The organism is Methylobacterium sp. R2-1 (assembly GCF_014191355.1).
GTDB lineage: Bacteria > Pseudomonadota > Alphaproteobacteria > Rhizobiales > Beijerinckiaceae > Methylobacterium.
Genome location: NZ_JACHWM010000020.1, coordinates 14,618 through 34,756, shown reverse-complemented (window position 1 = coordinate 34,756; position 20,139 = coordinate 14,618). Strand labels below are relative to the sequence as shown.

General features: G+C 65.1%; 12 protein-coding genes and 2 pseudogenes. 5 read left to right on the top strand and 9 right to left on the bottom strand.

Features of this window, described 5'->3' with window-relative positions; genetic code table 11:
• Positions 1-242 precede the first annotated feature (242 nt).
• Entirely contained in the window at positions 243-3,500 is a 3,258-nt protein-coding gene (locus FHU13_RS23835; protein ID WP_246714834.1) for a hybrid sensor histidine kinase/response regulator, read from the bottom strand.
• A 221-nt stretch (positions 3,501-3,721) separates the two neighbouring features.
• Positions 3,722-4,149, bottom strand: a pseudogene (locus FHU13_RS28015) (transglutaminase-like domain-containing protein); the annotation flags it as partial.
• Between the two features lie 631 nt (positions 4,150-4,780).
• Here FHU13_RS28015 and FHU13_RS23825 point away from each other — a divergent pair.
• The gene (locus FHU13_RS23825) at positions 4,781-5,425 is read left to right on the top strand and encodes an inorganic diphosphatase (RefSeq protein WP_246714833.1); all 645 of its coding nucleotides are present in this window, start codon (positions 4,781-4,783) and stop codon (positions 5,423-5,425) included.
• 160 nt (positions 5,426-5,585) lie between these two features.
• On the opposite strand, the gene FHU13_RS23820 is transcribed toward FHU13_RS23825, so the two are convergent.
• The 3 genes from FHU13_RS23820 to FHU13_RS23810 all read right to left on the bottom strand — a co-directional run bounded on the left by FHU13_RS23820 (position 5,586) and on the right by FHU13_RS23810 (position 8,563).
• On the bottom strand, positions 5,586-6,401 hold the full coding sequence (locus FHU13_RS23820; RefSeq protein WP_183438324.1) for a hypothetical protein: 816 nt from the start codon (positions 6,399-6,401) through the stop codon (positions 5,586-5,588).
• 12 nt (positions 6,402-6,413) lie between these two features.
• Entirely contained in the window at positions 6,414-7,352 is a 939-nt protein-coding gene (locus FHU13_RS23815; RefSeq protein WP_183438323.1) for a glycosyltransferase family 2 protein, read from the bottom strand.
• A 323-nt stretch (positions 7,353-7,675) separates the two neighbouring features.
• The gene (locus FHU13_RS23810; RefSeq protein WP_183438322.1) at positions 7,676-8,563 is read right to left on the bottom strand and encodes a LysR family transcriptional regulator; all 888 of its coding nucleotides are present in this window, start codon (positions 8,561-8,563) and stop codon (positions 7,676-7,678) included.
• Positions 8,564-8,750: 187 nt separating this feature from the next.
• Here FHU13_RS23810 and FHU13_RS23805 point away from each other — a divergent pair, with 187 nt between their 5' ends.
• Positions 8,751-9,863 (top strand): aldo/keto reductase, encoded by a 1,113-nt coding sequence (locus FHU13_RS23805; RefSeq protein ID WP_183438321.1) that lies wholly within the window; start codon positions 8,751-8,753, stop codon positions 9,861-9,863.
• Positions 9,864-9,959: 96 nt separating this feature from the next.
• Here the strand turns inward: FHU13_RS23805 and FHU13_RS23800 are convergent, their stop codons facing one another.
• The gene (locus tag FHU13_RS23800) at positions 9,960-10,715 is read right to left on the bottom strand and encodes an SDR family NAD(P)-dependent oxidoreductase (protein ID WP_183438320.1); all 756 of its coding nucleotides are present in this window, start codon (positions 10,713-10,715) and stop codon (positions 9,960-9,962) included.
• Positions 10,716-10,851: 136 nt separating this feature from the next.
• On the opposite strand from FHU13_RS23800, the gene FHU13_RS23795 reads away from it, so the two are divergent.
• Together FHU13_RS23795 and FHU13_RS23790 are read left to right on the top strand one after the other, a co-directional pair.
• Complete coding sequence (locus FHU13_RS23795) at positions 10,852-11,742, top strand: AraC family transcriptional regulator (protein WP_183438319.1); 891 nt, start codon at positions 10,852-10,854, stop codon at positions 11,740-11,742.
• Between the two features lie 74 nt (positions 11,743-11,816).
• Positions 11,817-12,086 (top strand): hypothetical protein, encoded by a 270-nt coding sequence (locus tag FHU13_RS23790; protein ID WP_183438318.1) that lies wholly within the window; start codon positions 11,817-11,819, stop codon positions 12,084-12,086.
• Between the two features lie 1,966 nt (positions 12,087-14,052).
• On the opposite strand, the gene FHU13_RS23785 is transcribed toward FHU13_RS23790, so the two are convergent.
• Positions 14,053-15,357, bottom strand: coding sequence for a chromosome partitioning protein ParA (locus tag FHU13_RS23785; protein WP_183438317.1), 1,305 nt, complete (start codon positions 15,355-15,357; stop codon positions 14,053-14,055).
• A 684-nt stretch (positions 15,358-16,041) separates the two neighbouring features.
• Here FHU13_RS23785 and FHU13_RS23780 point away from each other — a divergent pair.
• A complete protein-coding gene (locus tag FHU13_RS23780; protein ID WP_183438316.1) occupies positions 16,042-17,400 on the top strand; it encodes a TAXI family TRAP transporter solute-binding subunit in 1,359 nt (452 codons plus the stop codon).
• A gap of 278 nt (positions 17,401-17,678) precedes the next feature.
• On the opposite strand, the pseudogene FHU13_RS28010 reads toward FHU13_RS23780, so the two are convergent.
• Positions 17,679-18,047, bottom strand: a pseudogene (locus FHU13_RS28010) (VOC family protein).
• 160 nt (positions 18,048-18,207) lie between these two features.
• Positions 18,208-19,938, bottom strand: coding sequence for a cytochrome c biogenesis protein DipZ (locus tag FHU13_RS23770; protein WP_183438315.1), 1,731 nt, complete (start codon positions 19,936-19,938; stop codon positions 18,208-18,210).
• Positions 19,939-20,139 lie beyond the last annotated feature (201 nt).

Sequence of the window (20,139 nt, the reverse complement as noted above, 5' to 3'; positions counted from 1 at the left end):
TTTTCTGAGTTGCAGCAGTAACGGGGTGCCGCAAGGCGCTAGATGCGCGCGGCGTTGCTCTCATGGCGACGTAGGTAGCGCTGCATGCGGCCTGAGCGAGGCAACCACCTAAGGGGCCGCCGGAGATCAGCCACGCTGCTCCGCCTCACGTTCGAAAGCGCGCCCGACTACAGCACCACCTTCAGCCTACCGGAATCGGTCGTGGCGGCGTGCCGCCTCTAGCTTTCGTAGACCGAAGCCCCTCATCGTTGCCGACCCTCACGGTGTGGCGCGGCAATCAGTCCAGGCGCGTCAATGAGCTCCCGGATGCGGCTGGCGAGCGCCTCCATGACGAAGGGCTTCGTCAGGACCTGCATGCCCGGTTCGAGATATCCGTTCCCGACGACAGCGTTCTCGGCGTAGCCGGTAATGAAGAGCACCTTGAGATCGGGTCGGACAACACGCCCGGCATCCGCCATCTGGCGCCCGTTCATGCCGCCGGGCAAACCCACGTCGGTGACGAGCAGGTCAATGCGGACGTCCGACCGGAGCACCTTGAGGCCGGCCGCCCCGTCTGCGGCTTCGATGGCAGTGTAGCCGAGGTCCTCCAGCACCTCTGTCACCAGCATCCGGACGGTGGGCTCGTCATCGACGATGAGCACGGTCTGTCCCTGTTCCGCACGCGGCGCGTCGGAAAGGTTTGGCATCTCATCGCTGCCATCCGTGGGGCCATAGTGGCGCGGGAGGTAGAGGCACATCGTAGTGCCATCACCAACCTCAGAGTAGATCCGAACCTGCCCACCGGATTGACGGACAAAGCCGTAGATCATCGACAAGCCAAGACCGGTGCCCTGGCCGATGGGCTTGGTGGTAAAGAACGGCTCGAACGCCTTGGCGATGACCTCGGGTGGCATGCCGGTGCCGGTGTCGGTCACGCAGAGCGAGAGGTACTGGCCGGGCTCCAGGTCGCGCTCGCGGGCACCGCGTTCATCAAGCCACTTGTTGGCGGTCTCGATGGTAATGCGGCCGCCGTCCGGCATCGCATCGCGGGCGTTGATACAGAGGTTGAGCAGCGCATTCTCAAGCTGGCTCGGATCGACCAGCGCTGGCCATAAGCCCGAGGTCCCAACGACCTCCAAGGTGATCTCCGGGCCGATGGTGCGCCTTATCAACTCCTCCATACCGGAGACCAGGCGGTTGACGTCGGTTGGCTTAGGGTCAAGCGTCTGGCGGCGGGAGAAGGCGAGAAGCCGGTGGGTCAGGGCCGCGGCACGCTTCGAGGCACCCTGGGCGGCGTTGATGTAGCGGTCGATGTCCGTCAGCCGGCCCTGGCTCATGCGGGTCTGGAGCAGTTCGAGGCTGCCCGAGATGCCGGTGAGCAGGTTGTTGAAGTCATGCGCGATGCCACCGGTGAGCTGACCTACGGCCTCCATCTTCTGCGACTGCCGCAAGGCCTCCTCGGTCCTGGCGAGGGCTTGAGCAGATTCCTTTTCGGCCGTGACATCGCGGCCGACGGCGTGGATGCGGTCCTCGGCTGGCACGGCCGTCCAGGAAAGCCAGCGATAGCCGCCGTCGCTATGTCGGTAGCGATTCTCGAACCTGAGGGTAGTCAGACCCTCGGCCAGTCTGCTCACCTCGGCCAAGGTAGCGGCTTGGTCGTCGGGATGAACGAGGTCGGTAAATGCGCGTCCGACGACTTCCCATTCGCTCCAGCCGAGCAGCGTTCCCCAGGCCGGGTTCACCGCCTCAATGGTCGCGTCGTAGCGCGCGACGAGCATGATGTCGGTCGACAGCCGCCACATCCGATCCCGATCAGCCGTTCGCTCCGCCACCAGCCGCTCAAGTTCACCCCGATTGCGCGCGAGGACGTCCCGTGCTTCGACGAGCTCCTGGATATCCGTGCAGGTGCCGAACCATCGGCAGATGTTACCTGCCTCGTCGCGCACGGCCTGCGCACGTCCGAGCACCCAGCGGTACTGCCCGGAGCGGTGCCGGAGGCGGTACTCGATGCGGTATGGCTCGCCGGTAGAGAGGCTGCGGCGCCAAGTCGACCAAGCGCGATCCTGATCGTCTGGATGGAACATCCCGTTCCAGCCTTCTCCGTCAGTCGATCCTCCCTGCATGCCGGTGTAGTCGTACCAACGCTGGTTGTAGTAGTCGTGATTGCCATCGGGCAGAGTCGACCAGACCATCTGGTCGATTGAGTTCGCGATGGCCTGAAACTTGGCCTCGCTCTCCTGCAGACGCTGCTCGAACCGCTTGCGGGCCGTGTCGTCGATTTGGATGCCGTCCAGTGCCAGCGAACCGTCCGCCAACTCGCGAGGCGCGCAGATGATGCGGCTCCAGCGCACCTCGCCATCGGCCCGCCGGAACGGAGCCTCGAAGTCGAAGGGCGTCAGGTCCCCGATGGCGGCGTGCTCCGCCGCTTCAAGGCCCGCACGATACTCGGGCAGAATCAGGTCGTAGGCTGCTGCCGGGTCAAGCAGTGCGGCCTCGGCCGGAACGCCAGTCATGCGCTCGAAGCCACGTGATACGTAGAGAAAGCGCCGGTTCGAGCCGTCACGATTCATCGCGATCTGGTAGACCATGCCGCCCGGCAAGTTATCGGCAAGCCCTCGCAGCCGTGCCTCGGCCTCGCGCAGTGCCTCCTCACGTTCTCGGCGCTTGCTCACGTCGCGGTAGAAGACAGCAACGCCATCGAGCGAGGGATAGACCCGAACCTCCAGCCAAACGGCGTGGCCGTCCGGCCAGACGTAACGGTGCTCCAGCGTTCCTGGGATCCGCTCCTGCATCACGCGCTTATAGAGCTGCCCGACCGGCAGATGCTCCGCGCCTGGGTATGCGTCCCAATGTGAGCGGCCCACGATCTCGCTCGCCGGGCGTCCCTCAAGACGGAGACCTTCCGCGTTGATCTGCAAGGTCCGGAAATCGCGGTCGAGGAGCATGAACCCCTCGGTCATACCCTCCAGCACGCCGGAGGCTCGCGCCTCGCTCGCACGGAGAGCTTCCTCAGCCTGGACCTTGGCAGTCGTCTCCGTGCAGATGCAGCACATTCCAGTGACTGCGCCGGCATCGTCCCGAACGGGGGAGTACGAGAAGGTGAAGTAGGTCAGCTCGTCGTAGCCCCGCCGGTTCATCGTGAGCGGGAGGTTCTCCGCCCAGGTCGCCTCGCCTGCCATGGCCGCGTCGACGAGCGGCAGGAGGTCTGACCAGATCTCGGCCCAAACGTCCTGAAAACGCCGCCCGAGAGCGCCTGGGTGCTTATCACCGAGGATGTCGGCATAGGCGTCGTTGTAGACGAAGCCGAGGTCCGGCCCCGAGGCGACGAACATCGGGAACTTGGAGCCGAGCATCAGGCTCACGGCCGAGCGCAGCCACTGCGGCCAAGTCTCGGGCCAGCCGAGGGGCGAGGCGGACCAGTCGTGGGCTCGCATCTGTGCACCCATGTGCCCACCACCCGAGAGAAAGGCGGATTGGGGAAAGGATGGACGCAGCGACATGCGGTCAATCTGGCTCGGCATTATGGGATTTCGTCAACGACGGTCCGGCACCGATGCATCGGGCGCATAGTGTCAGTCGTGTCAGCTCAGTGGCAGATGACGAAGGCGAACATGAGGCTGCGCCGAACGCAGCTTCCGGATAGTGCCAGCCTCATCAAGGGTGATGAAGCCCAAGCTGAGCCGGCATTCCTCCGTGGTCCTGGCGCGCCGTCCGGCAAGGAGTTCGGCGGGCTCGTGCTTGCCTAAGCCCCACTTGGGATGTTCTGGGCTATGCACAGGCCATGCAGGGCAGAACGGCCGCGAACGCTAACCTCGACGAACATCTCCAGGAAGGTATCGGATGGTCCGATGAAGCTGCCGGTCGCCGGGATGGCTTGGCGGATATCGCACGCCACGGAAACCGGGATGAGGTTCGCGCCCCCACGCTTCGGTTGGTCGGATCGAAGGTGATCCACCCCTTCCCCGGGAGGTAGACCTCGGACCAAACATGGGTAGTACCGCCGTCGGCCGAGCCCAATAGGCCGTCAGCCGGATCATAGAGCTAGCCCGAGACGACGCGGGCTCCGAAGCCGAGGCTGAGGACCGCCTCGACGAACAGCGTGGCCAGATCCCGACAGGTGCCTCTGCCCAGCAACAGAGTTTGGCTGGGGGACCGTGTGCCTTCGTCCTGCAATCTGCTCGGCGTCGTGCCTGCCGAAACCCTTTCGGTTACCTCGGTCAACACTCTCGTCTCTGAGGGCGGCCCGTTGCTCGACCCAAGCGTGGGCGAGGCCGGCTGAGCTGCCCTAGGCGGAGATGCGCGTCCGGATGGCGGACACCGGAGAGATGCGCTGGCTCGCCCACCGCGGGGAGGTGATGCATGAGGACGCCTCGGCCGAGCCGACCGGTGGTCGGCGAGACGGTGCAGTGGCGCGACGACTTGGGCGCCTGGTTCGTGCTGGGTGCCACGGCCGAACGGCGCCTGACGGCGTAGTTGAGGCGAGAGCGGACGGGCTTCCTGACCCATGCGGACGAGCGCGGGCGCGACGTCTTCGCGTTCGAGATCTTTCGCTCCGCCATCATATCCGCCGTTCCCGTCCGAGGCAGTCATCGTGGGGCCCGGACATGAAAGAGTGGTCGCTGCACCTGGACGCTCCTCGACGGGGCTTTTCCGGAAGAACGCGTGCTAGGTGACGTCACCCATTACGCTGCCACTGCGGAGTCGAGCGCGCCCGGCGCCCGGGTCCGCCCGCGGACCCCGCGCCCCCCTCCCGGGTTGCCCAAGCTGCGGCTCCATCGCGGCGCCGCGCCGGAGCCCGACCTTGACCCAGACCATCCCGCCCCTTAGCCGCCTGCCCACCTTCGGTGAGGACGGCCACGTCCATGTCGTCGTCGAGACCCCGAAGGGCAGCCCAAACAAGTACGCCTACGCGGACGCGTTCGGCGCCTTCCTGTTCAAGATGGTCCTGCCCGAAGCCACGAGCTTCCCCTACGACTTCGGCATGATCCCCTCGACGAAGGGCGCCGACGGGGACCCGCTCGACGTCCTGCTCCTGCTGGATGCGCCCGCCTTCCCGGGCTGTCTGCTGGAGGCGCGCCTAGTCGGCGTCATCGAGGCCGAGCAGTGCGAGCGGGACGGCACCTGGGAACGCAACGATCGGCTGGTCGGCGTGGCCGTGAAGGCCCGAACCCACGCGCACATCCACGCGCTCGACGACCTGCGACCCGGCATGCTCGACGAGGTCGAGGCATTCTTCGCCCACTACAGTACGAGGGCAACGCATCGCCTCATGCAAGCCTTCCGCGGCCATTCACGGCCAGCATCGACAGGTCGCGGTGGCCATTACGATAGCAGGTTTGCGCTCAGACCGCCTGAACCCACAGGATTTCCTAGAACTGTAACACGTGGCGCAGCGCGCTACACGCTCCCCTCGGGGTTGGACGACCGCCGCTCGAGGATGTTGTAGCCGCCGGACCGACTATTCTAAGCCCAGGGCAGCTCTCGGGAGCCAAGCGGCCATTCTAGCCACGTATGCCGAGGGTCCGGAGGTGGCACAGAGCGGAACACAGGACGCATTAACTTCTGGCACGATGTCTAACACGGTCGAGGCGAACTCTTGGCTGGATTCACCCCATCTGCAATCCCCGCAAATGGCGCCCAAGAGTTTGCGCGACGTCCTGCGCCCTCAGCCCAAACTCCGACAAAAACTCATCGCTCATCGGAAAGCCAGCTTTCCCAACTGCGCTGCTCAAACTGCGGCGCCAGGAACTGAAGGGGCCGTGAACTTCCGAGTGATTCACAGAGCTGTTGATCACGTACACGCCGTTCACGGGCAGCGGGACAGCCTCCCCGCCGCGCTCCTGCGCGGTCTCCGGCCAACGATAGTGCTCGTGCAGGACAGCGTGGGGGTCGCGGCGTAGCGCATCAGGCGCTTCGGGGACAAGCCGCGCGACGACGCTCGAACCGCACAGACGCTGAAAGCCGCCGTCGAAGATGTGCTCATCTGGCAGGTGGACGGCTCGGTTCGCTCGAATGTCGGCAATGAATCCGTTAGCGATGTAGCCGCCCAGTGCCTTGGACGGGATCATGGTCCGTGCCGCCTCAACAAGCCGGCGGTCGATCCAGTCGTCGCTGTCGAGGAACATCAGCAGGCCGCCGCCTTGCGCAAGAATATGTTGTGAAATCAGGTGCTTCTTGCGTCCACTGTCGAGATTGTCAGGACGGACGGATTCGGCCGGCCAATCGGCGGCGATGAAGGTAATCCGAGGGTCAAAGGGCGCAATGGCTGGTCGGTCATGTCCAGCGATGACCACCCGGAACGACGGATCGGTCTGAGCCGCGACCGACCTGAGGGTCAAGCCGAGCAGCGCCTCAACCAGCGGCCAGTTCGAAGCAGCATCACGCGCGATTAGGGGGATGCCGAAGGTGAAAGGTTCCGCCACGATCCGTCGCCCTCAACATGGTTCTGAGCCGCAGTAGGCTGCGGTGACATCGCGCGCTAGCACACCGACATGCGCCGCGTAGAAGTGGCAGCATTGCTCGTGGAGAGTACGGATTCCCTCATCCATCAAGAGATTGTCGTAGCTGGCCCTGACTGCTGGCAGCTTGGCCGCGATGCTGAGATCTTCCTCCTCATTACGGTCAAAGACAGGCCAGTTCGCCTCGCGCGCCCAATCGACGTTCAGGCCACCGCCTCGCCGGTGCTTGACGATATAGTCCTCCCAGGAACGGGTATTGTAGTGGTTGATCTGCGCGAGCTTCCAGGAGACTGCTCCCGGCTCTGATTGCAGAAAGTCCTCGCATGACTCATCGTAGAAGCGGGCGGGCAGTGTTGAACCTGCTCCATCAACATAGCGAAGTGTGCGCAGTGCCTCCGGGCGTGGGAAGCGTGGCTGATGCGGCAACAGCTTGCAGTCGTAAGCTTCGGTCCTCGTGAAGAGCGTCTTGTAAGGCCGATTGACGCCGTGTCCGAGAGGTGCTGCCCGGGTGTACCGCTCCGTCACGAAGCTCGGAGACCATGTGCGGTGACCGGAACTTCCGAATATGCGCCAATTGACGAGAGCGGCGGTGCTTCCGGGAATGGCCCTGATCAGGTCTAGCACGCGCCCCTCGCCGACATGGATGTTGAGGAACTCGTCTGCATCGAGCACCATCACCCAGTCTGCCTCTTTCAAGATGGGCAGTGACTCGGCGCGGGCATAGGCGGCGAGTTGGGGCTTGTCTCCCGGCGCAACGATATGGGGCAAATGGGTGAGCAAACCGAGAGCCTGAAGGCGGTCGAGGAGTGCGGGTGAACCGTCGACACAATCGTTCGTGCAAATGACAATATCTGTAAATCCGATGGCACGGTGGTAGGCGAGCCATTCTGGTATGTACGGTCCTTCGTTTCGCATGGTCGCGACTAAGAGAGTTCGACAGGGCCTCGGCGGATCTATTGGATGTGCAGGTATCGTCATGAGTCCACGGGCACCTCACGCTTTGCGCTCACTCTGAGGAGCAATCTGGTGAGCGAAACGAACGTTCCGGCGGAGGAGGGCATCCGGCGACCTTCGAAGCTGTACGAAATGAGAGGAGCCGCTTTAGCGTCGTTCGTTCCCAGCCTTCTTTCCAGCTTCTGTAAACGTGGCGGCCGGAGGTTCGATCTTGACCCCTTGCGGACTTCCCCAGCTGTCGCTTCGAACGTCCGCTAAGCAGGAGAAAGCGGACCTGTAGCCGCTCACACACGCATAGCCTCTACAAAGGCACGGAATGCCGCGCTGGGCTGTCGACGGCTTGGATAGTAGAGGTGGTTCGGCGGCAGAACCGGTGCCCACCCGGCAAGCACTTCGACGAGCGCGCCACTCCCCAAGTGACCATTCACATGTGGCCGCGGCAGGCAGGCAATACCGAGCGCCGCGACTGCGGCGTCGCGCATTACGTCGACATCGTTTGTGACGAAGGAGCTGGTCACCGCACGCTCGAACCGACGCCCGTTCCGCTCGAACTCCCAGACGTGGATCGTGCCCGAGGAGGTGTAGCGGTAGCAGAGGCAGCGGTGCTGGCCGAGGTCGTCGGGCGCACCCGGGGCCTCGCAGGCTTCAAGGTAGGCGGGCGCGGCTACGAAGACGAGTGGCACGGGATCGCTGATCCGCACCGAGATCATGTCGCGCTGCAGTTCGCCCTCGTGTCGAACCCCGCAATCAAAGCGTTCGGCCACGATGTCCACGAGGCCGTCATTGACCACGAGTTCCACCGCAATGTCTGGATAGCTGACCGCGAACCCCGTTAGGCGAGGGAGGACAACGTGCACGGCCGCCGGTCGATGCGCGTTCACCCGGATACGACCGGCGGGCCGTTCACGGTTCATCTCCAGGGCGCCGAGCGCCCCTTCGACGGATGCCAGGGCCGGACGCAGGCTCTGCAGGAGATCTGCACCGGCCTGCGTCGGGGCAAGCGAGCGCGTGGTCCGATCGAGGAGTCGGACGCCAAGCTTGGCTTCGAGCGTTCGCATGCCGTGGCTGAGGGCGGAGGCGGATAGACCGAGGCGCACTGCGGCCCGGGCGAAGCTGCCGGCCTCGACGATGGCCGCGAAAACGGCGAGCCCCGACCACAGGTCGCGATCCATTCCTGAGAAACCTTCAGCAACCCGTGCGGCTCACCCTGTCTAATCCGCAGCCCAGGGCCGGTCCATCTTCGGCACGCTCGGCGCAGGGATGGCCGCGGAACGGTCGCGGGTCCGCCGCGTCTCGACGGGATGGCTCTGCCTCCGGCCCGAGCGCCACGCAACGTCATTGAGATCGGAAATCGTACTGATGGACCTGCACTCCTACCGCACCCTCGGCAAGTCCGGGCTTCTGGTCAGCCCGCTCGCGCTCGGCACCATGACCTTCGGCACGTCGCGCTGGGGTCTAGACGAGGAGGGCAGCCGCGCGGTGTTTGACCGCTACACCGAGCTCGGCGGGAACTTCGTCGACACGGCCGACGTCTACGCGGGCGGACGATCCGAGGAGATGGTCGGCACCTTCGTGGCAGAGCGCGGTCTGCGCCAGCGCTTGGTGATCGCGACCAAATCCGGCTTCGCGACGGGCCGGGGCATGCACGAGGGCGGCAACGGCGCACGGCATGTCCGCGCGGCGGTCGAACGGTCGCTGGCGCGGCTGCGAACCGACTTCATCGACCTGTACTGGGTGCATGTTTGGGACGGCATCACGCCGGCCGAGGAACTTCTGGAGACGATGACGGCCCTGATCAGGGCGGGGAAGATCCGATACTGGGGCCTGTCCAACACACCCGCTTGGTACGTGGCCGAGGTCGCGACGCTGGCGAGGCTGCACGGCCGGCCTGTACCGGTCGGGTTGCAGTACTTCTACTCGCTCGTGGAGCGCGGGGTCGAAAGTGAGCACGTTCCGCTCGGCGACGCGTTCGGTCTTGGCCTCGTACCCTGGAGCCCGCTCGCCTACGGTCTACTGACCGGAAAGTACGACCGCACGACCGTTGAGGCTGGCCCGACGCGTCGGGGAGGGGTTCCAAACGAGGGAGCCGCGAACGGAAGCATGCGGCCTGTGGGCGACAACCGCCTCGATGGCGACAATCCCTTCGGCGACATGCTTTTCACGGAACGCAACTGGCGGATCGTGGACGCGCTGAAGCGTATCGCAGCGGAGGCAGGCCAGACGCCGGCTCGCCTGGCGCTGGCCTGGGTCGTCGGCCGACCGGGCGTCGCCTCTACATTGCTGGGGGTCAGCCGGCCCGAGCAGGTGACCGACAACGTGGCCGCACTCGGTCCGACCTTGTCGGCCGAGCATGAAGCGGCGCTCGATGCCGTGAGCGGGGGCAACGTGAACCTCCTCTACGGCTTGTCACGGCCCCCCCTGCGCGATCAGACCGTCTTCGGCGGCGCTGAGGTCCAGGGCTGGCGAGCTTGAACGGCGATGCGCGGCGGCTTGGCCGCCTCCATGCCCGGCCGTGTGGGCTCGGGATACTCCAGACCGCCAAGCGCGCCGCAGCGCCCCACCATGATGTCAGATGCCCTGACCGCCCGAGACCTCGATGCGCTGAGCGTTCACCCAGCGGTTCTCCTCGGCCAGCAGGCTCGCGACCATCGGCCCGATGTCATCCGGCACGCCGACTCGGCCGAGTGCCGTCAGACCCGCGAAGAGCTTGTTGATCTCCTGGTTGTCGCGCACCGCGCCGCCGCCGAAATCGGTCTCGATGGCACCGGGTGCCACCGTGTTGACCGCGATGCCGCGGCTCCCGAGCTCCTTGGCCATGTAGCGAGTCAGCACCTCGATCGCACCCTTGACGGCCGCGTAGGCACCGTAGCCGGGAAAGCAGACCCGGGTCAGGCCGGAGGACAGGTTCACGATGCGGCCGCCATCCGCGAGGAGGGGCAGCAGGGTTTGGGTCAGGAAGTAGACGCCCTTGAAGTGGACATCGACCAACCGATCGAACTGTTCCTCGGTCGTCTGGCCAATCAGGGCATAGTCCCCGTGGCCGGCATTGTTCACGAGGTGGTCGAAGGTCTCGCGGTTCCAGGTCTCGCGCAGCGTCGCCAGCAGGCGCTCCGCAAAGCCGGTGAACGCACCGACATCGCCGGTGTCGAGCTGCAGCGCGACCGCCTTGCGGCCCATTGCCTGGATCTCCTCGACCACGGCCTCGGCCTCGTCGACGCGGTTGTGGTATGTCAGGACGACGTCGCCGCCGTGACGGGCAATGCTCAGGGCGGTGTTGCGGCCGAGGCCGCGGCTGGCTCCGGTGACAAGGGCGATCTTGGTCATAGGATTGGCTCCGTTCGTGTGGCTGGACCGGTATGCCTCCCCGGAGCCGGCCCCTGTTGCCAGAAACTCGGAAGTTCTTGCCTGATCCTACGACCGGCGCTGCATTCGGGCGGGCGTTGGGCTACACCGTCCTTCTATGACGACCCTCCTCGCCGCCGTCGGCCGCCACGCGGAGACCCACCACAACGCCAACGGCATCGCGGCAACCCCTATCCCGGGTCTCTCGACCGTGCGGGCGACCGCCCCCAGCGGGCTGCACCACGACATCTCGCGACCGCTGGTCTGCCTGGTCCTGCAGGGGAGCAAGCATGTGACCATGGGGACGCGGGACTTCGCGTTCGGGGCCGGCGACTCTCTCCTGATCACCGCGGACGTGCCGACGGTGAGCCAGATCACTAAGGCCAGTGTCGCAGCGCCTTACCTCTCACTCGTGCTCGAACTCGACCCGGCGGTCATTGCCGACCTTAGTGCCCAGATGCCGGCCGAGCTGCAGGCCGATCACGTGGCGGTCCGGGTCGACCCGACCGAGGCGGAGACCGCCGACGCGGCCCTGCGCCTGATGCGGCTCCTCGACCGGCCGGCATCGATCCCGGTACTGGGCACGCAGCTCGTGCGCGAGATGCACTACTGGCTGTTGGCTGGACGACACGGGACTGCCATTCGGCGCCTAGGGTGGCCGGACGGCCACGTGGAGCGGGTCACCCGCGCGGTCGCGCTGCTTCGGGCAGAGTTCGCCGGGCACCTTCCGGTCGAGCGGCTGGCGGCCGCGGCTGGGATGAGCCCGTCTTCGTTCCACCAGCACTTCCGGGCCGTGACTTCGCTCTCCCCGCTGCAGTTCCAGAAGCACCTGCGCCTGATCGAAGCGCGTCGGCTGCTGGTCTCCGAGGGCCTAACGGCGAGCGGGGCGGCCTTCGCGGTTGGCTACGAGAGCGTTCCGCAGTTCACACGCGAGTACGGCCGCATGTTCGGGTTGTCTCCCGTCAGGGACGCCAAGGCGACCCGAAGCCTCGCGGCAGCGGCTGCCTGAGCGTGGTGTCGCACCGGGCGACGTCTGACCGGTCCCGGTCGAGAGCCTGGAACTCGAAGGCACCTGGGGTCGCAGTGGTCGGCCGAACGGGCGGCATCGGCCACGCGCTCAGCCTCCAGCTGACTGCGCAGGACGCGAACGTCATCGTCGCAGGCTGGGCCTTTCATGACTGGGTGCGTACGCGGCGCGCGGTGACGGGGGAGGGCATCGAGCGGGATCTCGCGGTCAGCGATCTCGGCCGGCTCGTCATCGTGAACCGAATCGGCTCACGCCTGAGCCGAGACCGGGCGCGACCGAACATGCGGGCCCACCTGTTCATCGTGGGCTTCCCGGGCTCAAACTAGATGGCTGACGGCGCCGATCCGGACTCCGAACGGGGCTACGGCCGCATCAGGGTGCCGACCGCGCAGCAGCAGAGGGTGACGTTGACCACTCGGCCAAGCTCCTCGCTAAGGCAGATACCCGGCTGAAGAGGGCTCGTGGTCTCAACACATGGCCGATGCATCGACCAGCAGGCCCACCCTCGCAGTAGCTCTGCACGGCTCATCACACTGTTGAGCGCTGCGTTCCAATAGGGCTTCGCCCTGGGGAATGGTCCAGACGGCCGCCCAGCCCGTTCCAAACGGCTGGCAGCCATTTTGAAACGCCTCGTCCGTTTCGAAGCCTCGCACCTATTGGAACAGCTAAGCCTAGCTGCTGTCGCTGACAGGTCCGCTCGGCCTCTCCAGCGGCTCCACGTTAGCGAGACGTCGGATGGCTCCTCAGAGTCCGAACCGGCGGTTCAAAAGCTTGATGCTGAGCCGCCGGATCTGGCGCAACGCGGCTTGAAGGTTGATGCTATCGACCGGATGCCGGACGCCATGAAGATCCACTGTCAGACCGTAGAGCACCCGCTCGGCACGCTGAAGGCGTGGTCGGGCGCTACCCTCTTCCTGACCCGGACCTTAGCCAAGGCCAGAAACAAGATGAACCCGCAGGGCCAGACGGGGCGACCTCAGCATCGCTGCCGTTAGCCCGGCTTCGTCGGGTAAATGGGTCCGGATGGTAGAGGAGCTGAAATCATGGCCGAGTTCATGCGATAACCCGACCCAAGCCTCTTGCTTGTCCTTTACCGAAGGCTGGATCTTACGAAGCTGCACTCTTGCCCGGCTCGGACACACCTGGCTCGGAGCCCCTGTTCCCCCCTTCACCACGGATTGCAGGACCAAAGAGAATTTGCCCGATGGGTCGATCCCCTGGTGTGCGGTTCCTCATGTAATCCCAGACTAGGAATGCTGGGAATGGAAGCATAATTGCGAAGAATATCCAGTCGAACATCTGCGGCATGGCGCAGTCATCCCATCATCTGACGGCTGCAAGGTTAATGACGCCGCCGGGAGACAGTTCCGGTCGTAGCTTCGAGGACGTTATGCTCTCGCGATCATTTTATGCCTGGATGGGGCGTTAGGGCGTCGTGCGGCAAGCCTGCCACTCGGCAGGCGTTGAAACCCCTCAAAGCCGTCCCTGCATGGTCATGCGGCAACCGGACAGCCGCCATCGTGTCCCGGCTGAACCGGCTCCCCCGATCCTGTTCGACGGTGAGGCGTCCGTCGAGTTGTTGAGCCATCGAATGCATGAGGCGGCGACCGATGCCGCCAACCCGCCGCGGGAACGCCGGGTCGAAGCAGATCCCGTCGTCCTTTCCGGCAGCAGGAACGCCCTTCCCTGATGACAGAAGGACACGCTTACAGTGCCGGAACGCTCGTCGGGAAAGGCGTATCTCATGGCGAGGCTTCATTCCTCGGGTTGTACGCTCCCTCCTGGCCTTACCAGGCGCTTGTTCGTGAAGAAACATACGGAGAGGTCCCGATGAAGATGCTCGCCACAGCTGGTATCGCCCTGTTGCTCCTGAGCGCTGAACCGGTCTTGCCATGAGTTGCTGTGGCGGCGGCAAGGGTAAGACCCTGATGTGCAGCAAGGCCGGCGCGGCCATGAGCCACGCTGGCACGAAGGGTCAGAAGGCCGGCTGCTGCTGCGAAGGTATGGGCGGAAACATGAGCAAGCGAGGCTAACCAACCTGCGCAATCAGGCTCTCTCTTTCCTCTTTTCTCTCTTGCCAATTGAAGGACCGGGAGAGACGGCACGGGGGAGCCGGCAAACCTTGGTGAGGGGTTTGGATCTCAAAAAAATTCTCTGACCTGCAGCGAGGCCCAATGGCTATATCGCTCACTCACTCCTCTGCCTCAACAAGAGCCTTGAGTTGGCCTGCCGTAGCACCTCATCCAGCTGCAGAGCCTGCCGTACGGCGCTGCCGCCGCCCTCCGCGCAACATCACTTTGACGCTGGCGGAGCTTCAGGTGAAGTGCCGTCCGGAGCAGGTTGACCTGATAACTGTTGACGGGTCTCGGCAAGCTTGCTCTGCGTGTCCGCAAGCTCCTTACGCGTAGAGCCAAGGCGTCCCTCTAGATCAGCCATATCTTTGTTGCGTGCGGCAATGTTCTCCGTGACAGTTGCGAGCTGCGCTTGCGCCTCAGCCTGCTGCTTTTTCAAGGCGTCCAGCTCAGAGACATAGCGATCCCGGTCTGCTCGCAGCTTGTTGACTGCTTCTTGAGTTTGAGCTCGCTCAGTGGTGATGCGGTCGTGTTCTGACCGTGACCGATCCGTTTCCTGACGCATCACAGTGAGTGAATCGCGTTGAGTCCGAAGTTCCTGCTGGGCGTTCGCGAGAGCGGCGGTGAGTTCATTCCGGTTCTCTGATTGAGCGCTGATTGAGGCTTCAAGTTCCTGGCGCTCGGCTGCGAGCTTATCCCGCTGGGTTTGGCTGCGGCTGAGGTCCGCTTGCACCGCCGTAAGGTTCTGTCGGGCCTGATCAAGTTGCTGACTATTCTGAGTTATCGCGGCAGTAAGCTGCTCGCTCTTGCCCCTTAGGTCACCAAGCGCATTTTCTGCCTCTTGCTTCTGAGTCTTGATTTGATCGCTTGCAGATTTTGCTTCCGATAATTCTTTCTGAGCAGACGCGATGGCCGTATGAAGTTGCTGCTGTGATTGGTCGATCTTAGCTAAATTAGTGGCCTTCGTCTCGATCTCGTGCGACAATCCCTCAAGGTCGCTCCGTAGCTTGTCCTCCTGCTGGCGAGCCGCTTCAATCATACGGTCAAGGTCTGAAAGCTCTCGCATACGGGTAGCCGCAGTCTGCTCAGCCTCGGAAACTGCTTGTCGAAGCGGTTCGAGTTTTTGCGCCTGCGCTTGAAGGTCTCCGAGGCGACGGGCTTCCTGCTCCGCTGCTTTCCTTGCCTCTTCCGCATGCCTCTCCGCCGCAGCCTGCGCCTCCTTGAGGGACGCCACCTGTGCCACAGCTTGAGCGACCAACTCGCTGCCATGTCGTCGCTGAGCTTCGATGAGGGCAACCTTCTCCTGTAACTCGCTGATAGATCCCAAGGCGCTACGCTGCTGGGCGAACTCGGTTTGGAGTGCGACCTGTCCTTGCATTTGTGTTGCAAGTTGCGCTTCGTAGGCTCGACGCTGCCTGGCATGAACCACCGTGACGATCAGCAACCAGACGAGAAAGACGATAGCCAGAGTCGCAAGGCTGAGGGTGAGTGGGCGACGCAGCTCCGAGCGGAAATCGATTGCCATTGGACTGCCTCGTTCCATGCCGGGATTACGTCTGGCAACGCCGGAGAGTCCGCGTTGTTCGAGGCGAGGCGATGGTGGATGCATCCTTGGCTGTCATCGGCGCGGCTGCCCCAAAACTACAGCCAGCCCTCAGCAGCGAGATAAAAGAACCTTCCCGAACCGCCGGGATTCGCAACGCTGTATGACCCGGTCCCGAGTTTTCCAACAAAATCGGCGCGATTCTGCCGTTCAGCATCTGCCTACTGAGCCGCCGCTACCCCCGCCAAGCAGACGTTGATACTGTCCCACTTACGGGTTGCTAGCTCAGATTTCATCCTAAACGCTTATACTTCAACTCAGGGCAGCCGATTGATCGCGTCCGCAGGGGCCGTCAGCGACACGCCACCGTAGCGCTTGCCCACGGTCGGTGGCGCCCACCCGCACACCGCATCGATCACGCTCTCGCCTACCGCGCCTCGATCGCCACGTAGCGGAAGCGGTGCCGCTATGCATGGTTCGGGTGATCGGCCCCTACGCGGTGGTCCGGGTGCAAAGTTAGTGCGACGTCGGCTTGGAGTTGACCCCGTTTGCGGTCCACGGCCTATGCAAGTTCTCGGGCTATTGGAGTTGACGCCGTTGTCGTCAGGGAAACGGCACCGCTTTCCGGCATCAAATGTTAGGCGCGACGGTTAACGGAGATGGTGCGTGCGCAAGTTGGTGTTGCCGGGCGGCCGCGAGGCTTGGCTCCTCGGATTGGCGTTTCTGTTCGTCCTCGCCGCCGTCGCGGCGTTCTACTTTACGCGCGCGACCACCCTGACGGTCGCGGTGGCGCCGAATGGGGGCACCGAGCCGGCGCTGCTGCGCGCCTACGCCGACGAGCTCGCCCGCAGGAAGGTCGCCATCCGCCTGAAGGTCCTGGCCTTCGACGGCGTGCGCGAGAGTGCGGAGGCGCTGAAGTCCGGCAAGGCCGACCTCGCGGTGGTACGGCCAGACGTGTCGATGCCGGGCAACGGCCTGACCCTGGCCGTCCTGCGGGAACTCGCGGCCTTCGTGGCGGCGCCGGGGGCCTCAGGCATCAAGGCCTTCCCGGATCTCGCGGGTAAGCGGCTGGGCATGCTGGCGAGCCGGACGGCCGACAGGGAGCTCGTCGGTAACCTCGTCGCATACCATGGTTTGGATCTCCTGACAGACGCTCCGGCCGTGGCCGTGCCGAGGAAGGCCGTGGCCCTGGTCCCAGTGCAAGAAGCCGAGATCGAGGCAGCGCTCAGCGACGGACGCATCGACGCCGTGGTGCTGGTGACCACGCCGTCCTCGCCGGCCTCGCGGCGGGTGATCGGCCTCGTCCGCGAGGCGAGCGCGGGCGACGAGGTCGCGCTCTTCGGGGCGCCCGACGCCGCCGCGGTGCTGGCGCGCTGGCCGCGGCTGCAACCCGTCACCGTCCCCGCGGCGCTGTTCGGCGGCAACCCGCGCCTGCCCGCGGAGGATGTCGCGACCGTGGGCTCGTCCTACCGGCTGATGGCGCGCGCCGACCTGGCGCGCAGCGTGGCCGCGGAGGCGACGCAGCACCTGTTCGAGATGCGCGCGGCCCTGACCGAGCGCGTGCCGGCGGCCGAGGACGTCTCGCATCCGGATTACGAGGACACGGCGGACGCCACCAGCGCCCGCCTGCCCATCCACCCGGGCGCCATCGACTACTACGAGCGCGAGCAGGAGAGCTTCATCGAGCGCTACGAGAGCTGGATCTACCTCGTGGCCATCCTGGGCGGCGGCCTGGGCTCCACGGCGGCCTGGCTGCGGCAGCGCATCGGCCGCAAGCGCCGGGAACGGATCGAAGTGGCGACGGCGCGGCTGCTGGAGCTCCGGTCGGAGGCGCGCCGCGAAACGGACCGCGAGCGCCTGGAGGCGATGGCCGGCGAGGTTGACGACCTCGCGGGCAGCATCGCGCGCCACGCCCTGAACCGGCCGACCGAGCCGCGCACGCTCGGGGCCGCCAACGTGGCCATCGAGGCGGCCCGCTCGACCGTCAAGCGTGCCTTGGCACGCGCGGGCTTACCCGTCGGCTGACCGACCGCGCGGGAAGGTTCTCCGAACCTGATGCGAAGGTCCGCTTCGGTATAGCGAGCGGCCATTCGGAGAGGGTGAGCCGAAGGTCTGGTGTTGGCGCACAGCCGAACAAGCGGCATGTGAACTCCTGACCCAAAGCAGGCGCTGGGGAGGTCCGCTTCAGGGCAGTCTGATGGGCTGCTTAAGCGGCTGATGGTGGCCGTAAGTGGACCGTCCGCTTGCCAGCATCAGCCATATGAGCGGACGGATGGTTTCCAGCGCGACCGTTGCCGATGCTTTTACTTCGTCGCCGGACACCTTGCGGCAAGCTTGTTGCCATCCGGATCGCGAAGGCAGGCTGCGAAGGACCCGTTCGGGCGCTCGCCGGGCGAGCTCTCGATCGCGGTCCCGCCACGCGTGGCCTCATGCCAAGCCAGAACGTGGGCGCGGCTCGCCGCGGCAACACCGATCGTCCCGCCGTTGGCCGCACTTGCTGGATTGCCGTCAATCGGCTTCGTGATCATTAGCCGGCCGCCGTCGTGGGCATAGATCAACCTGCGTCTTGCATCCATCTCGCCGGGTTCGCCGCCCAAGGTAGCGAATTAGGCGTCGTAGAAGTCTCTGGCCCGCTTAAGGTCGTTGCTGCCAATCATGGCGTGCGTGAACATGCTTCCTCTCCTGTACGGGCTTCGCGAGGGTAGCTGTAGTCGATTGCGAAGACGAGCGGCCGATAGCGCGACGTAGACCGACGATTGTAACGGCTGCCTCAATGACAACGAGACTCGCGCCTAGCCTCGATCTTCGGTGACGATTGGACGAACGGGCTGATTATCCGAAGGTAAAGGCATAGGCCCTCACGCCGGGATCTTGGAAGTGGATCTCGAAGGTGCGCTCCTCAACCGGGCCAGACTGTCGGACCAGTTGGTAGAGCCGCGTCTCCGTGACGATGCCATCACCGTCCGGCGTGATGTCGATCCCGTGGTCCGTCCCTGGCGGCTGCCCGGCGAGTGCCACCCGGAAGCGAACTGGGCGCCCATGCGCCCCTGGACCGAGAACCAGATGAAGGTCGCGCGCCCGGAAGCGGTAGGTGATCCCGCCACCCTCACGATCGAGACGGACGGCGTCCGGGCCGAACGACCAGTTGCCGGCGAGTGACCACTGGTTGAGCTTCGGCTCAGCGGGCGAGTAGGTCTGCGTCCTGAGCGAGAGCCCTTCCGGCGAGACGAAGCCCCCCGTCTTGTCCGCGCCGAGATAGGTCTCGCCTGAGCGGAGCTGTCTCAGGTCGGCGGGTATCTCTGGGCCAGCGGGCCGCGGAACGGTGACGCTCGCCTCGGCGGTGCGCTGCCCTGCCTCCTCCGCGAGGAGGTCCTGGATCGCGGCCTCCGACTGCGCCTCGCCGCCCTCGCCGAATTGATGGTGGCGGATCCACCCCTCTGCGTCGACGATATAGAGCGCCGGCCAGTAGGTGTTGCGCAGCGCGCGCCAGATCTGGAAATCATTGTCGACGGCGACGGGGTACGGCAGCGCGAAGCGGCGCACGGCGCTCCTCACGTTATCGATGTCGCGCTCGAAAGCGAATTCGGGCGCATGGACGCCGATCACCGCCAGTCCCTGGTCGCGGTAGCGCGCCTCCCAGGCCCGGATGTAGGGCAGCGTGCGGATGCAGTTGATGCAGGAGTAGGTCCAGACATGGACGAGCAGTACCTTGCCCCGGAACTGCTCCTTGGTCGGCGGTCCACCGTTGAGCCAAATAGACGCACCTTCGAGGCTCGGCAGGCGCCTTTCGACCGGTAGGCTGCTGCGGTAAAGGCCGGCCGCCGGTGCGGGCTGGGCGGGATCGAGGTGCAGCGCCGCCACGAGGGCGGCTTCGACGCGCGTGGCCTGCAGCGAGGGAAGGGGCGCCAGAAGGTCCGCGTCGAACCCGATGGCGATCGCGGCAACTATGGTGATCATCGCAGCCCCTCCGATTCGGCGCACTTGCTCCGAGAACGCGAGGCCGCCCCGCAGGTGCGCATAGAGCGATCCGCCGGCTGCAACGGCCGCTGCCAGGGACGTGGCGGCGCCGGCTGCGTAAGCGACGAGGAGACCTGTCGTCTCAGGGCTGGGGCCGCTCAGGGCCGCACCGGTCAGCACGAGGCCGAGGATCGGTCCGGCGCACGGCGTCCACAGCAGGCCGGTGGCCGCACCAAGGCCCAGAGAACTCACGACGCCGGCCGAGCCACGTCTTTCGACGCGGCGCGCGAGGGCTTCCCCAAGTCGCACCGAGGGAGCGGAGATCAACGCCGCGACGCGCTGCGACATCAGGGCGACCGCGAAGACGCCGAGCAGGGCAAGCGCGGCGACGTGGGCCGCCGCGCTCAGACGCACGACCCAGCCGCCGCCGACGGCCGCGAGAGACGCCGCCGTCGCGAAGGCTGCGACCAACCCGGTCAGAAACGGCAGCGTGCTCGACACGAAGGGACGATCCGCACGAGCAAGCACGAACGGAAGGACGGGAAGGATGCAGGGACTGACGATGGTCAGCATCCCGGCAAGGAAGGCAGCAAGATACGAGGTCATGGCGGCTCGCTCCGGCGCCCTGTTGTCCCTCGTCGCTTCACCAGCCTCCCGTCTCCCCCGTGTATGCAGATCTGCCGATCTTGTATCGCCCTGTAGGGAGCAGATCCCTGTGGAACTCTGCCGTGCCCACGGAAGCCCAGCACGACGGTCACGTCGGGCCAGGCACGCGCCGCTACACTGTGTTACGAAGACCGGCTCGCC